Consider the following 12,955-nt stretch of genomic DNA (forward strand, 5'->3'; position numbering starts at 1 on the left):
AATTGACTACTATATTTGGACATAAGAAAACCCCACAATCGTTAGATTTATCTGTCTAACAATTGTAGGGCACTTCAGCCGATCAGTCTTTTTATAATTGTCATTTATTTATGGTAGCGTTGTGCCAGAATTTTAACGCTGGCACCTTGCCAAGGACGGCCCACAATAAAGCGATTGACCTTAACCTTCATGGTGTTATCACCATCGCTGAGCATGAGGGTGTAACTGAGACCAAAACCCTTGAAGGTGATTTTTTCCAAGTCGGTAAACTTAACAAAGGCATTTTCACCGGTAAAGTGTGAAGTAATGTCCAAACCTAGGAAGAGAATCCCGTCGTCTTCAAAGCTAATCATATAATATTCGGTCGCTAGCACCCCGACGACGCCGACGAGCAGGGTCAGCCCGGTGTCGAGCATATAACCGTAAACGACGGGGTTATCGGCACTCGTGTAACCCAGTGCCTCACGGTAACGCTTAATATTTTCGAGGTTGGGGGCTTTACCAAAACTGCGGGGATCGGGGACTTGAGATGGATTTTGTGAGCCTGATTCGGGTGAGTTATTCATAGTAAGGTTTACTCCTAGATTAGATTAGTGAAGCTAATGAAGTAGTTCGATTAGTTTTTAGTATAGCATAAGCAGTCACGCTAGAACCGTGGCATTCATGAATGCCAGCAATAATTATGCTGTAACATAATGGGTTAATAGGATAACCGAATTGTAGACTTAACCGCAATACGTTGGATGGTGTTTCTCAAGGTTGCATGCCGCAAGATTATCGACGTTCGGGGCTGGCAGTGACTGAAAAAAGTCGCCGTGCGCGGGCCTACGATCTCATGGTAAGATAAGCAGTGAAAGCATTTCGGGGAAACGGAGTGTCAGGGTGACCCCGGCCCTTGTTTGGTAAATGTTGTAAAAGAGGTAATGATTCATGAAGAGATTGGCACCCTTGTTTGTTGCGGTTGGGGCGGTAAGTTTCGGGATTTCCGCATCGATTGTGAAGATGGCTGGAAATGCCGGCATCACCAACGGTCCCCTGCTATTCTGGACGTTCTTGAGTTCAGTGGTGTTACTGGGAATCGTTCACGTTGGTCGGCGAAATTGGCTCAGTCACCAACACACGAGTTGGCAACAGGTGGTCGCGGTAATTGCGGCCGGCACGACGTCAGGGATCACGGAAACCCTCTACATCGCGGCTCTCCATCATATTTCGGTAGCGATTGCGGCGGTGATGCTGATGCAATCGGTCTGGTTATCCGTTTTGATCGGAGCAGTGGTCCAGCGTAAATGGCCGTCTCGCCTGCAGGTCATTAGTATCATCTTGGTATTGGCCGGAACGGTCTTAGCGGCAGAACTCTTCCCAATGACCCAGGCCGTCTCACTGTGGGGGCTATTCCTCTGTTTTCTGTCGGCGGTTTCCTATGCTTTAACCATGCAGTTTACGGCCAGTCTCGGGAATAATTTGGACCCACTGACGAAGACTTGGCTGATGTGTATCGGGGCACTAGTTCTGGTCACGGTAGCCTGGGTACCACAGTTGTTAAGCACGCCAGTCACCTGGTCCGCTGTGGGTTGGGGCGCCTTGTCGTCAATCTTCTCGATGACGTTACCCCTGATGTGCTACTCGATCTTTATGCCGATGCTCAAGCTAGGTGTCGGCCCCATCCTATCCTCACTAGAACTACCGGCTTCGGTAGTCTTTGCCTTTCTCTTATTAGGTGAGGGCGTCACCTGGCTACAGATTGTGGGGGTTCTCGTGATTATCGGCGCGGTTATTCTGAGTAACGCTGGAGACAAGGCCGTCACCGAACGTGAACTAGAACAGGCCTCGAATGAACAATGATTGAGGAGACGATGTTTTGAAGAAATTAGCCCCATTTTTTGTCGCCATTGGGGCGATTAGTTATGGGATTCCGGCGTCCTTATTCAAATTAGCCGGACGAGATGGGGTGGCTAATGGGCCACTCCTCTTTTGGTCTTTTCTGACTTCGGCGGTGGTCCTGACCGTCATCCACTTGGTTCGCGGGCACCGCTTGTCGACTCAGGCCACGGGTTGGCGCCAGATCCTCTTGGTGACAGTGGCCGGAACCACTTCTGGATTGACCAATACCTTCTATATCACGGCGTTGCGATCGATCCCCGTGGCCGTGGCGGCGGTCATGTTGATGCAGTCCGTCTGGTTGTCGGTCTTATTGGGAGCGGTCATTCATCATCGCTGGCCGTCACGGTTACAAGTGATCAGTATTGTCTTAGTTCTTGGGGGTACGGTCCTGGCGGCCGGACTTTTGCCGATAACGGGAAGTTTGTCGTTAGCTGGTGTCCTACTGAGTTTCCTAGCCGCCGTGGCCTACGCTGCCACGTTGCAGGCCACAGCTAGTCTGGGCAATAACCTCGATCCCTTGAGTAAAACCTGGCTAATGGCCATTGGGGCCTTTATCCTGATTGCTATTGTCTGGGGGCCACAACTCTTACAGGTTCCCCTGACTGGGACAGCCATGGGGTGGGGTGCGTTGGTGGCGGTGTTCTCAATGATTCTGCCGCTGGCCTGCTATTCAATCTTTATGCCGCGGTTACTTCCGGGCGTGGGTCCCGTCCTATCTTCGTTGGAACTCCCAGCATCGATTGCCGTGGCCTTCCTGTTGCTCGGCGAACGGGTATCGATGAGCCAGTTACTCGGCGTCCTCGTGATTATTGGCGCGGTCACGCTCAGTAATGTTGGATCACGACTCTGGCACCATTAACCATAGAAAAAATAAAAAATGGCAGGCCAGGTGGTCTGTCATTTTGTTTAGAGCTGTATCAGCCAAAGTGGGAGTGCACTGGCGATCGTCCCCCAGTGGCGGAGGCAGATGCTGGCGGTGGCTCCCAGAATGATAATGGCCAAGATGATTTTAATCACCCGTTTGTTCACGACCAGGGCCTCCTTGGAAATTTTGTCTTCAGTATAGCATCTCTGTGGAATAGGGGCTAAATGAAAGGTGACTGACGAGCTGGGTTCACGCGTCAGTCACCTTGTTTTTAAAAGTTAACCACTGATCCCATCATAGCCGATAAATGTGTAGTATTGTTTACCATCAATCAAATACAGACTATTAAAAGTTCCGGCAATGCCGGCATCCTCGTTACCCCAAGTATGTTGTGGGGTATGCAGGTTCTTCAAGGTCAGCTTGTACTGCTGATTACCCGTCTGGGCCACGCGCTTGAGGCGGAGTCCAGTGATCGGTTCCTTGAAATACAGATCACGGTAGGGGTCATGAAAGTTTGTTCGAGTGATTTTAGCCATGCCAGTTGGCCGTTGCATGAAGCCTAGGCCCGGGTTGACTGTACCGTCATATGTGATGTATTCCAGGTAGCCATCCGGGGTAATCCGAATACTCTGGCTGTTGGGTTCTTGGGAACTGAGGGCCGATTTTGCCCCGCCTAAGTAGAGGTCGCCATGGCTATAGGCTGGCATGTAGCGGGGGGCTGGAACCCGTTTGAAGGCCGAGAGCTTATCCGTAGCCTTCAGGGTTACCTGAGCATCATAGGCGCCCGCACCCGGGTCAATCGTGTAGCCCATGGGGGCCTCGCGATGAACCAAGGGGTAGCTGATCCGTGCCAAGTAGAGTTGCAAAGTTGGCACGAGAAAGTCCCCGGACTTGGTCGTTGTGAGAGAACCAGCGACGATTGTGCCTTGGGGCAAGGTCAGAGTTCGCCGTAGCGGATGACCAACTTTGGTGGTCGGAACGTAGTTAACTTTGACCTGCAGTGGGCTGGTCAGCTGAAAGTATTGACTGAGATTAAGAAAATCGGTACTGGCGGCATATCGGCCGACTTTGACAATGGCACTCGGCTTCTCGGTTTGTGCCCGAGCGGCGGACCAGCTCCCAACGAGAGCGATCACGGCTACAATAAGACCGGTGCCAAAGCTGAACCATCGTCGTTTCGTTGTCAAAACCTCCCTTAAATAAGAATCGTTAATGTCTAGTATACCGAATTTTAGGGGCAAATGATCGGTAAAATTGAAAGGATTAGTTGCGGGTCCTCACCACTCACAACCCGGGTTATATTTTGGGAGAATATTTTCCAGTTCGGGAAATTTTCGGGTTAAGATGATTCGACCGTTCGGCTGTTGCAATTAAAGCCACAGATGATACACTGGATAAAATGAGTTGAGAGGAGCGGTTCCCATGAAGTATTCCTACAAGTTGAGTGATGCCGTCCACATTCTGGCATACATCGAGATTGCCCCAACGGTGGCGTTGGATAGCGTGACCATTGCCACAAGTGTGGAAGCCAATCCGAGTGTGGTTCGGCGACTAATGGCTAGCTTGAAGAAAGCCGGGCTGTTGGTCAGTCGAGCCGGAGCGGCGAAACCCCATCTCGCGCGGCCAGCGAGTGAGATTAGTTTACTCGATATTTTTAAAGCAGTAGAGGTGAACAACGACCTCTTACACGTTGATCCCAAAACGAATATGGCTTGCCCGGTTGGAGCGCATATCCAGCAGACGTTGGATCAAGCCTATGATCGGGTTCAACAGGCAGCGGAGGCCGAGATGGCCCAATTGACCTTACAGATGATGATTGATGACTTACGACAGCGGCAAGCAGACACGCCTGTCGTTTAAACCCAATAAAGGTCCACTTCGATTATGAAGTGGACCTTTACTGTTTGGAGGAGTTAGGGGGTCACAGCTAATTTAACGTAATATAGTAGCTAGGCTTCCAATTGGATTGACTGAAGACGCCGATACCATCATTTTCATTCTGTGCGGCGACGTAGGTGCCATTACCGAGAGAAATCCCATCATGGTATGGGGCACTGTCGGACCCCCAGAAGAGAATGGCGCCGTATGGGGCATTTGCCACGTCATAGTGGTGGGTACCCAAGTTGGTTTGTTGGTAAGTGGTTCGGGCACTCAGCCCAAAGACGTATTGAACCAGACCGGAACAGTCGAAACCGGACATTGACGTCCCACCATAGACGTAAGGAACGCCACTTTTGGCGATTGACAGGGCTTCAGTGACGCCACCGCCAGAGGTGCTAGTGGCACTTGAAGTCTGGCCAGTGGATTGGCTAGAACTTGATGAGGTGGCCGCAGAACTACTAGTCGTTTGGCTAGATTGACTGGCCTGCGATGGGGTTGTTCTTGAACTGTGGGCGTAGGAGTTGCTTGCTTGTGCCTGTGAGGTTTGAGTCGCACTAGATGAGCTAGCTTGGGTTGTGCTTGTCGCTGCCTGGGATTGGGTGGCTTGGGAACTAGCAGCTGATGAACTGGATTGACTCGTTGTTGACTGGGCAGTCGAGTCGTCAGAGTTAGTTTGGCTGGCTTCATTCGTCGTCGCAGTAGAAGCTCCTGTGTTGTTGGTAACCTTGGCTGTTGTTTGACCATTGGTTGGAATTTCTAACTTTTGATCGATGTAAATCAGGTTGGCGTCTGCCAGACTGTTGGCCTTCACGATGTCTTTGATGGACACGTGATAGTTTTGGGAGAAGCCCCAGACGGTATCGCCGGCCTGAACCTTAACGGTGTTGGCGGATGCCGTCTGCATGCCGCCTAGAAGTAGGGCAACCGCGCCGGCCGTCCCGAGTAAGAGTTTTGCTGTTGCTGATTGAATAGTGATCACTCGCATTCTTTATGTAATTTGTTTGGTGAACTCCTGAACACAAGATTTAGTATAGGGGTTCGGGATTACATGTCCTTGGCAGCACGGTGACAAATGGCAACGATTTGATGACCAACATGTCATTATTTACAGACTTTCAAGGTGGTTAATGGTGTGCCCACTACGATCCGAGTTGTGGCCTGATCGCGTCAGGTCACGGCGCGAGGGTTACACTAAACCGGGCAAGGGAGAGCGTGATTTTTAGCGGCGTATGTTTCACCCGAGACAATCTTGTAAAAATTGTGGGCTTAACATTATTGGCGATAAATAATTAAAAAAAGAGATGTTTAGGGCTTGCCTTGAAGTGTACATGAAGGTTTAACCTAGGGTCATTCAAGTCGTGAGTGACACAAACAAAGGAGAATAACTGATGACAAAGAAAGTTATGATTTTAGCTGCTAACGGGCAAATCGCCCGGATCGTTGAACACCGGATTTTAACGGAGGACACCTTCGCTGATGTCAACTTAACACTATTCTTGCGAGATGCGAGTCGCTTGGATCAGTTGCAAGATAATCCCCGTGTGACGTTAGTTGAAGGCGATATTACGGATCAGGCGGCAGTCACTGCCGCCATGGCTGGTCAAGACCTGGTCTTCGTTGCCGTGGTCGATCACGACCCACAAAACCGGTTGACGACGGCCGTGATGGCTGGCATGCAGGCTAACCACGTTGACCGCGTGCTCTTTACCAATGTCTTGGGACTCTATAATGAAGTTGGCGGCGAGTTCGGTCGTTGGAACCTTGAGATGATTGGGGCCGGCATGGCACCCGCCCGGAAGTCCGATACGTTATTGGCTGCGTCCGGCCTGGACTACACCACGTTACGGTTGCCTTGGTTGAATGACCGGGACATTAAGTACACGGTGACCACGAAGGACCAAGCCTATGATGGGGTCTCCGGATCGCGGGCTAGCGTGGCCGACGTGGTGTTGAGCATCATTGCTGACCCGAAGCGTTACAGTCGTGATAGTATTGGGATGGCGGACCCCGCAACTGAGGGTCAAGATCGACCAGTTTATTAAGCCAAAGGAGTTAAGCAACGATGAATATTAAAGAAGCCAGTGAAAAAACCGGAGTTTCCTCTGCGGCTATTCGGTACTACGAGAAGGAATCCTTAATTCCTGCGATTGACCGGACGCCAGTGGGAAACCGCGACATTGATGACCGAATCATTCGGCGGATTCGCTTTGTGACGCAAATGCGGGCGGCGGGGATGAGTATTGAAAACCTGCGTCGCTATATCGAACTCTTCGATGCCCAAGAAGACAATACCAAGGAACAAAAGGCATTGCTTCAGGAACAACTTGCTGTGATGGAAGAAAAGCGTGACGATCTCCAGGCTGCCATCGATCACCTGAACTACAAGTTGAATCACTTCTATGACCACATGGAGGCCACGGAAGAGGAGCTACGGCAGTTGGAAAAGGAACACGCCGACAAGATCACTCAGGAAGACGACACACCTGATGGATTTTAACATTTAATAGTATTGATTGTGGTAGTTATCATAGGGGTGGCTACCTTTCTACTTGCCTTCAACCCACTCTAACCCAGTATGATTAGGATGGAAGTTAAATCAAAGGAGATCTTCATATGGCAACAAAAGTTTTAATTGTCGATTATTCATGGTCCGGCACAACCGCTAAGCTGGCTACGGCCCTCCAACAGGTAACGGGGGGCACCAAGGTCGATCTGACCGTGGCCGCCGGAACTTTTCCCAATGACATGTACGCCACTAACGATGTGGCGGGCGAGCAGTTGGCGAGTGGCAAATTACCAGAATTAACCAACACGCTTCCTGATCTGACGGCGTTTGACGTCATTCTAGTTGGGGGTCCAGTCTGGTCGGCTCAGGTGGCGACACCGGTCCGGACATTTATGAAGCAGCTCCAAGGCTTCACGGGCACGGTCGCGCCATTCTACACGGATGCTGGGACGCCGGGGACCTACGAACAGGACTTCGCGAGCCTGATCACCTCGGCCACGGTGGCTCGAGGTGTGGGGATGACGGCTGGTGATCTGGCCAATGCGCAGGATCGTCTGTCCACTTGGTGGGAAAATTTTAAATAATCCCCTTGCCTTGAAGTGAACTTCAAGGGTTACACTCATCTCGAGTTAAAAATTGGAGGATGAATTTATGAAAACAGCTGTCTTTGTTGAACCAGGTAAGATTGACGTTCAAGACTTGCCGAAACCCGAGGTCAAGAACCCTACCGATGCCGTCCTAAAGATTGTGCGGGCCTGTGTCTGTGGCTCCGACCTGTGGTGGTACCGGGGAATCAATCAGCGGCAGGCCAACACCCCGGTCGGGCACGAAGCCATTGGGATCGTCGAAAGTGTCGGGAGTGCCGTAACTAACGTGAAACCCGGGGACTTTGTGATCGCGCCCTTTACCCATGGTTGTGGCCACTGTGCGGCTTGTTTAGCCGGCTTCGATGGCAACTGTGAGAATGCTCGGACCGATGACGAGATCGTCGGCTACCAAGGGGAATACTTACGGTTTAAGAATGCTGATTGGGCCTTGGTTAAGGTTCCTGGTCAACCTAGCGATTACACCGATGACCAACTCAACGACCTGTTAACGCTGGCCGATGTGATGGCTACCGGTTACCACGCTGCCGCTTCTGCCGAGGTTAAGTCAGGCGACACGGTGGTGGTTATGGGCGACGGTGCCGTGGGTCTGTGCGGGGTAATTTCCGCTAAATTACGTGGCGCCAAACGCATCATTGCCATGAGTCGTCACGCCGATCGGCAGGCCCTGGCCAAAGAATTTGGCGCGACCGACGTCGTCGCTGAACGCGGGGACGACGCCGTTAAACGGGTCCTTGAACTGACAAATGGTGCCGGTGCGGATGCCGTGCTGGAATGTGTCGGGACAACGCAGTCCGTGGACACCGCGGTTAAAGTCGCCCGTCCCGGAGCCGTCGTGGGCCGCGTCGGTGTGCCACAGAAGGCTGAAATGAACACCAACAACTTATTCTGGAAGAATATCGGGTTACGCGGTGGAATTGCCTCAGTGACGACGCATGACCGTGAAATCCTGTTGGATGCCGTTCTGAAGGGTGACATTCACCCTGGCAAGGTCTTTACCAAGCGTTTTGACCTCGACCATGTGGCGGAAGCTTACGACGCCATGGATAAGCGTGAAGCCATTAAGTCGTTGTTAGTTATTAGTGACTAATCACACTGAGAATTTAGATTTGAGCAAACGAAGGGGCCGTGACGTCATTGTCACGACCCCTTTTTATAATCTTAAGTGTCAGTTGAGGAGTGTTAAACCCTTAGTTCCCCGTGAAGCCGCGACATAGCGGCGGTTAGGACCGTGCTGGGGGTCGGTATAGAAGGCCGATTGCCAGTGGGTGACGGCAGCAAAGTCGAACTCTAAGCCCTTAGCCAAGGCGAGGGGCATGATATTTAACCCCGGACGAACGGTGTGAAGCGTCTGTTCTTCGAGGAGCTGGGCAGTGGGGTACTGGGTAGCCAATTCGGCGGCAATTTCAGCCGTGGGGGTGATGATCCCCAGACTTTGGGTCGCTGAGAGGGATTGCTTGGTCAGCATCTGTGAGAGCGTGCTAGTCGTCCCCATTTCTGGCGCCGAGCCTTCCTCCTGGACCGCCGAAATTTCATTTTGCCAGTCGCCAGCAAACTGGGCGAAGAACCGGGTGATTTGGCCGGTGGCACGGTAGCTGGTGGTGAGGCGCAACTGCGCGGTCTGGTCCGGGTCGAAGAAGTCTGAAATGGTCGTTGTCTGGCCACTTAGCCGCTGACGATGATCCCCGACGATGGTAATCGCCGTTTTCTGGAAGAGAGTCGCGATAAAGAGCCAGGCATCCGGGCCGTAGTCCTGCGCCTCGTCGACGAAGAGGGCCTGCGTGACGGTTTGCTGGTAAGCGGTGAAGTTCAGCAGGAGGTACAACCGATCGTAGGCCGTGAGGGGCGTGATTCCCAAATCGCGGCCAAATTGGTCCCAGTCTAGCCAGTCATTGAGATCTTCCGGAACTAGATTGACGGCATTTAGCCAGCGCCAAGCGGTCTGCATGCGGTTTAAGAGGGGCTCACGATCGTTGGATTGGTCGTAGGCCCGTTGGAACAGGCCGGCTGGTGTCTGGGGATAGGGTTGCTGGAGACGGGCGGCGAGTTCCACCAGATGATTGTCAGTCGTTGAAATTGTCAAGCCAAAGCGCTGACCCCAAGATTGGACTAAATTGAGATAGGTGGTGCTCAGTGGTTCAGCTTCACCCAAGGCTGGCAACACGCCACGAATGTAGCGACTGAAGGCGGTATTCGGGGTGAGAATCAGAATGTCCGCGGGGGTCCAGCTGTCGCGATGGCGATAGAGCTGGTAGGCCACGCGCTGGAGGAGCACGGAGGTCTTGCCACTCCCGGCGACCCCATCAACAATCACGATGGGGTGGCGGCTTTCTCGGATGATGGCGTTTTGCTCCTGTTGAATGGTGGCCGTGATTTCTTGTAAGCCACCGCTGCGGTTGCTAGCGAGAACTTCCAATAACAAGGGGTCGCCGATAGCGGCATCGGTGTCGACCACCTGGAGCAATTGGTCGTGGTCGATGACAAATTGTTGGCGTTGTTTGATGGTAACGGGGATGTCACGGCCATTGGCACGGTAAGTGGTGGCACCCGTTCGATTGGCGTAATAGGCATCGGCGACGGGCGACCGCCAGTCATAGACCAGATCGCGACTGATTTCGTCGGTGTAGCCCACCTTACCTAAATAGAGTTCTTCAAGGTCATCGTCGCCAAAGTCCAGTTTGAGTTTCGCAAAGTAGGCCTGTGGTAACAGTAATTTAGCGTGATTCAAGCGGGTCACCGCGGTATCATGGCGGGCATTCAGCGTGTCGATCTGCCGATTGTTGGCCTCGATACTGGCAAAAGTTTCCAACTGATCACTGAAAGTCCCGAGATCGAGGTGGCCCTCGCTATTGAGCTGTTGCTTCATGGACCGAGCGGATTGGGCGAGATCGTTCAGTTGTGTTGTGAGCCGGTCGATGTCGCGGGTTAAACGTTGGTAGATTACCTGTAGATGGTGTGCCTCATTTTGTCCCATCCAATCACCTCCGGATTCCCTAGTCTACGCGCTTTAGCAACAATAACCAGTCTGTTTTTAAGGCGCTAGGCATGCTATAATAGATATGGGAAAGAGTTAGTGCATCACAGATGATTTCGGAGTGATAGTAAAAAAGGGCACCGCGTTAACTGATGGTTGACGGGTGTCCTTTTGGGTCTAAAGCTTGAAGTTACGGAGAATCGCTTCCCGTTGGGCCAGGGTCTTCTTTTCCACCTGAGCGAAGTTATGCCATTTGAAGTGCCGGAGTCGGGTCTTGAGGAACGTTCCCCGGAAGAGGAGCTTGGCTAGGGGTGCCCCGAAGATCAGCCGATAAATCCAGTTGGGGGTACTCATGGTGGTTACGATATCGATTCGGGGTTGTTTCGTCAGTTTTGTTTTCATGGTATCGGCTTGGTACAGTTGCCCCTTAGCGTAAACCTTGTCGAGGAAGCCCTTCGTCATGGCCGGCATGACTTCCCACCAGACGGGAAACATGAAGATAATGCGGTCCGCGGCTAACAGGCGTTGCTGATAGTCGGCGACCATGGGATCGGTGCTCTGACCCCGGCGCCAGTTTGTGAGATCGGCGGCGGACATGACGGGATTAAAGCCATCGGCGTGGAGATCGATGAGGTCGACGTCGTTATTTTCCTGGCGCTGTTGGGCCATGACGGCCTTGAGTAAGGCGGCTAGGAAAGAGCGATGGTGTGGCACGTTGTCCCCGGCAGTGGCGGTGTATGGATGATCAAAGATAATAACTGTTTTCATTTTTAAGCCCTCGTTTTTTTAATTGATAAGGTGAGTATAGCCGAGGGTTGGTGGGGCGGCATTAACAAATGTTAATTGCGCGTCGAAGGAGGAGAAAAGATGGCATTGTCGGCCTATTTAGCACAGAAGTTTCCGGAAATTGCGGCGCATTGGGATGAACTGGGTCCACTATTTGTGACGAAGACCGTTCCGGCAGAGACCACGTTACTGGCGGAAGGGGATGTCGCCACGGCGATCTTCTTCGTGACGCAGGGTGCTCTGCGTCTGTGGCACAATAGCGAAGAGCGGGAAGTGACCCTGCAGTTCTTCTTCGAAAATCAGATTGTATCTTCATTTGAGAGTTTCTACCTCGACCAACCCAGTGCCTTTTCGATTGAAAGTTTTGAGGACACTCAGGTATTGATGCTGAGTAAGGCCGACTTCAATCGGCTACGGCAAGCTTATCCGTCGATTGAACCGGCCATCACCCGGTTTATTTGTGAGCGGTTCATTGCCTACCGAAATATCTTTTTTACGCAGCTTCAAGATTCACCAGAAGACCGGTATCGCCAACTAGCGGCCGACGAACCCGAGATTTTAGAGCGCGTGCCGTTGCGGCTAGTTGCCTCGTATTTGGGCATTACCCCGGTCTCGTTGAGTCGGATTCGGACGCGGTTGGGGGAAAATTAGGTTGTAAAATTGCGAGTCTTTGATTGCTAATTAACATCAAATGTATGGTATATTGATGTCACAAAGAGGTGATTTCAATGAGTTCAACGCCAACAACGATTCGACTGGATGATAATCTACGAAAAGAGCTAGATGCGCGACTAGAAGCCGCTGGTATCAGTTTAAATACCTACTTTACGATGGCTGCCAAGCAATTTGTGATTCAAAATCGGATTCCCTTTGATGTGATTACGCCAGAAAAAGAAGAGCCTAACGAAACGACTAAGCGGGCCATGGTTTTAGCGGAAGCGAAGGAACTAGGTTTAGTTCCAGAAGATTCACCACTATTCACTGATGTTGATAAGATGATGGCTTACTTAGATCGCGGGAAATAGGATGTATCGACTAAGTTTCGAACCACAGTTTGTAAAGGATTTTAGAGACTTGAAGCGACATCATCCAGAGTTAATTAGTGAGTTAAGGCGGGCTTTGCTGGAATTAGAAGTCTCAGGGCATGTGCCTGCTACATATTCGCCACATGTTTTACTTAATCGTGGCGGTAATTACAATGGTTACTTTGATTTTCATTTGTCGGATGGAAAAGTTGATGTTTTGGTCTTGTATTTGCCACATAAGTCCCATCCTAAAATTAGATTAGTCAGAATTGGAACACATGAAGATTTATTTCGTGGTGAACTAAAGTAGAGTTAATTATTCAGGACGCTAAAGCATGCCAATGAAGAGGACAATTAGTTTGAATTTACATAAAAATTTACAGTCGCAGGTCCCCACAGACCGCGACTTTTTAATTTCTCAAAAATTAATTC

16 protein-coding genes are annotated in these 12,955 nt (G+C 51.3%); 10 read left to right on the top strand and 6 right to left on the bottom strand.

Going from position 1 to position 12,955, the window contains the following annotated elements; all coding sequences use genetic code 11:
• Positions 1-104: 104 nt before the first annotated feature.
• On the bottom strand, positions 105-566 hold the full coding sequence (locus tag OCU14_RS06570; protein WP_261810331.1) for a hypothetical protein: 462 nt from the start codon (positions 564-566) through the stop codon (positions 105-107).
• A gap of 364 nt (positions 567-930) precedes the next feature.
• Between OCU14_RS06570 and OCU14_RS06575 the strand changes: the two genes are divergently transcribed.
• Together OCU14_RS06575 and OCU14_RS06580 are read left to right on the top strand one after the other, a co-directional pair.
• A complete protein-coding gene (locus OCU14_RS06575) occupies positions 931-1,842 on the top strand; it encodes an EamA family transporter (protein WP_261810332.1) in 912 nt (303 codons plus the stop codon).
• A gap of 16 nt (positions 1,843-1,858) precedes the next feature.
• Positions 1,859-2,740 carry an EamA family transporter gene (locus OCU14_RS06580; RefSeq protein ID WP_261810333.1) on the top strand — a complete coding sequence of 294 codons (882 nt, stop codon included), beginning with the start codon at positions 1,859-1,861 and terminating at the stop codon, positions 2,738-2,740.
• Between the two features lie 47 nt (positions 2,741-2,787).
• Here the strand turns inward: OCU14_RS06580 and OCU14_RS06585 are convergent, their stop codons facing one another.
• Positions 2,788-2,910 carry a hypothetical protein gene (locus OCU14_RS06585; RefSeq protein WP_261810334.1) on the bottom strand — a complete coding sequence of 41 codons (123 nt, stop codon included), beginning with the start codon at positions 2,908-2,910 and terminating at the stop codon, positions 2,788-2,790.
• Between the two features lie 114 nt (positions 2,911-3,024).
• Entirely contained in the window at positions 3,025-3,933 is a 909-nt protein-coding gene (locus OCU14_RS06590) for a hypothetical protein (protein WP_261810335.1), read from the bottom strand.
• A 235-nt stretch (positions 3,934-4,168) separates the two neighbouring features.
• Between OCU14_RS06590 and OCU14_RS06595 the strand changes: the two genes are divergently transcribed.
• Entirely contained in the window at positions 4,169-4,606 is a 438-nt protein-coding gene (locus OCU14_RS06595) for an Rrf2 family transcriptional regulator (RefSeq protein ID WP_261810336.1), read from the top strand.
• Between the two features lie 67 nt (positions 4,607-4,673).
• Here the strand turns inward: OCU14_RS06595 and OCU14_RS06600 are convergent, their stop codons facing one another.
• Positions 4,674-5,606 (bottom strand): C40 family peptidase, encoded by a 933-nt coding sequence (locus OCU14_RS06600; RefSeq protein ID WP_261810337.1) that lies wholly within the window; start codon positions 5,604-5,606, stop codon positions 4,674-4,676.
• 409 nt (positions 5,607-6,015) lie between these two features.
• Here OCU14_RS06600 and OCU14_RS06605 point away from each other — a divergent pair, with 409 nt between their 5' ends.
• From OCU14_RS06605 to OCU14_RS06620, 4 genes are all read left to right on the top strand, one after another.
• On the top strand, positions 6,016-6,669 hold the full coding sequence (locus tag OCU14_RS06605; RefSeq protein WP_261810338.1) for an NAD(P)H-binding protein: 654 nt from the start codon (positions 6,016-6,018) through the stop codon (positions 6,667-6,669).
• Positions 6,670-6,689: 20 nt separating this feature from the next.
• Positions 6,690-7,124, top strand: coding sequence for a MerR family transcriptional regulator (locus OCU14_RS06610; RefSeq protein ID WP_261810339.1), 435 nt, complete (start codon positions 6,690-6,692; stop codon positions 7,122-7,124).
• A 116-nt stretch (positions 7,125-7,240) separates the two neighbouring features.
• Positions 7,241-7,717, top strand: coding sequence for a flavodoxin family protein (locus OCU14_RS06615; RefSeq protein WP_261810340.1), 477 nt, complete (start codon positions 7,241-7,243; stop codon positions 7,715-7,717).
• Positions 7,718-7,784: 67 nt separating this feature from the next.
• Entirely contained in the window at positions 7,785-8,828 is a 1,044-nt protein-coding gene (locus OCU14_RS06620) for a zinc-dependent alcohol dehydrogenase family protein (RefSeq protein WP_261810341.1), read from the top strand.
• A gap of 78 nt (positions 8,829-8,906) precedes the next feature.
• Here OCU14_RS06620 and OCU14_RS06625 read toward each other — a convergent pair whose 3' ends face one another.
• Together OCU14_RS06625 and OCU14_RS06630 are read right to left on the bottom strand one after the other, a co-directional pair.
• Positions 8,907-10,712, bottom strand: coding sequence for a UvrD-helicase domain-containing protein (locus OCU14_RS06625; protein WP_261810342.1), 1,806 nt, complete (start codon positions 10,710-10,712; stop codon positions 8,907-8,909).
• A 177-nt stretch (positions 10,713-10,889) separates the two neighbouring features.
• Complete coding sequence (locus OCU14_RS06630; protein ID WP_261810343.1) at positions 10,890-11,480, bottom strand: NAD(P)H-dependent oxidoreductase; 591 nt, start codon at positions 11,478-11,480, stop codon at positions 10,890-10,892.
• A 99-nt stretch (positions 11,481-11,579) separates the two neighbouring features.
• Here OCU14_RS06630 and OCU14_RS06635 point away from each other — a divergent pair, with 99 nt between their 5' ends.
• The 3 genes from OCU14_RS06635 (at position 11,580) to OCU14_RS06645 (ending at position 12,833) form a co-directional block, all read left to right on the top strand.
• Complete coding sequence (locus OCU14_RS06635) at positions 11,580-12,149, top strand: Crp/Fnr family transcriptional regulator (RefSeq protein ID WP_261810344.1); 570 nt, start codon at positions 11,580-11,582, stop codon at positions 12,147-12,149.
• Between the two features lie 77 nt (positions 12,150-12,226).
• Positions 12,227-12,523, top strand: coding sequence for a type II toxin-antitoxin system RelB/DinJ family antitoxin (locus tag OCU14_RS06640; protein ID WP_261810345.1), 297 nt, complete (start codon positions 12,227-12,229; stop codon positions 12,521-12,523).
• Position 12,524: 1 nt separating this feature from the next.
• Positions 12,525-12,833: a type II toxin-antitoxin system RelE/ParE family toxin gene (locus OCU14_RS06645; protein ID WP_261810346.1), complete on the top strand. Its 309-nt coding sequence runs from the start codon at positions 12,525-12,527 to the stop codon at positions 12,831-12,833.
• Positions 12,834-12,955: the final 122 nt, after the last annotated feature.

The organism is Levilactobacillus humaensis (genome assembly GCF_024345185.1).
GTDB lineage: Bacteria > Bacillota > Bacilli > Lactobacillales > Lactobacillaceae > Levilactobacillus > Levilactobacillus humaensis.

Excerpts from the sequence above, each read along its gene's own strand:
- OCU14_RS06570 (WP_261810331.1), bottom strand. The coding sequence starts at position 566 with ATGAATAACTCACCCGAATCAGGCTCACAAAATCCATCTCAAGTCCCC.
- OCU14_RS06575 (WP_261810332.1), top strand. The coding sequence starts at position 931 with ATGAAGAGATTGGCACCCTTGTTTGTTGCGGTTGGGGCGGTAAGTTTC.
- OCU14_RS06595 (WP_261810336.1), top strand. The coding sequence starts at position 4,169 with ATGAAGTATTCCTACAAGTTGAGTGATGCCGTCCACATTCTGGCATAC.
- OCU14_RS06605 (WP_261810338.1), top strand. The coding sequence starts at position 6,016 with ATGACAAAGAAAGTTATGATTTTAGCTGCTAACGGGCAAATCGCCCGG.
- OCU14_RS06610 (WP_261810339.1), top strand. The coding sequence starts at position 6,690 with ATGAATATTAAAGAAGCCAGTGAAAAAACCGGAGTTTCCTCTGCGGCT.
- OCU14_RS06615 (WP_261810340.1), top strand. The coding sequence starts at position 7,241 with ATGGCAACAAAAGTTTTAATTGTCGATTATTCATGGTCCGGCACAACC.
- OCU14_RS06620 (WP_261810341.1), top strand. The coding sequence starts at position 7,785 with ATGAAAACAGCTGTCTTTGTTGAACCAGGTAAGATTGACGTTCAAGAC.
- OCU14_RS06625 (WP_261810342.1), bottom strand. The coding sequence starts at position 10,712 with ATGGGACAAAATGAGGCACACCATCTACAGGTAATCTACCAACGTTTA.
- OCU14_RS06630 (WP_261810343.1), bottom strand. The coding sequence starts at position 11,480 with ATGAAAACAGTTATTATCTTTGATCATCCATACACCGCCACTGCCGGG.
- OCU14_RS06635 (WP_261810344.1), top strand. The coding sequence starts at position 11,580 with ATGGCATTGTCGGCCTATTTAGCACAGAAGTTTCCGGAAATTGCGGCG.
- OCU14_RS06640 (WP_261810345.1), top strand. The coding sequence starts at position 12,227 with ATGAGTTCAACGCCAACAACGATTCGACTGGATGATAATCTACGAAAA.
- OCU14_RS06645 (WP_261810346.1), top strand. The coding sequence starts at position 12,525 with ATGTATCGACTAAGTTTCGAACCACAGTTTGTAAAGGATTTTAGAGAC.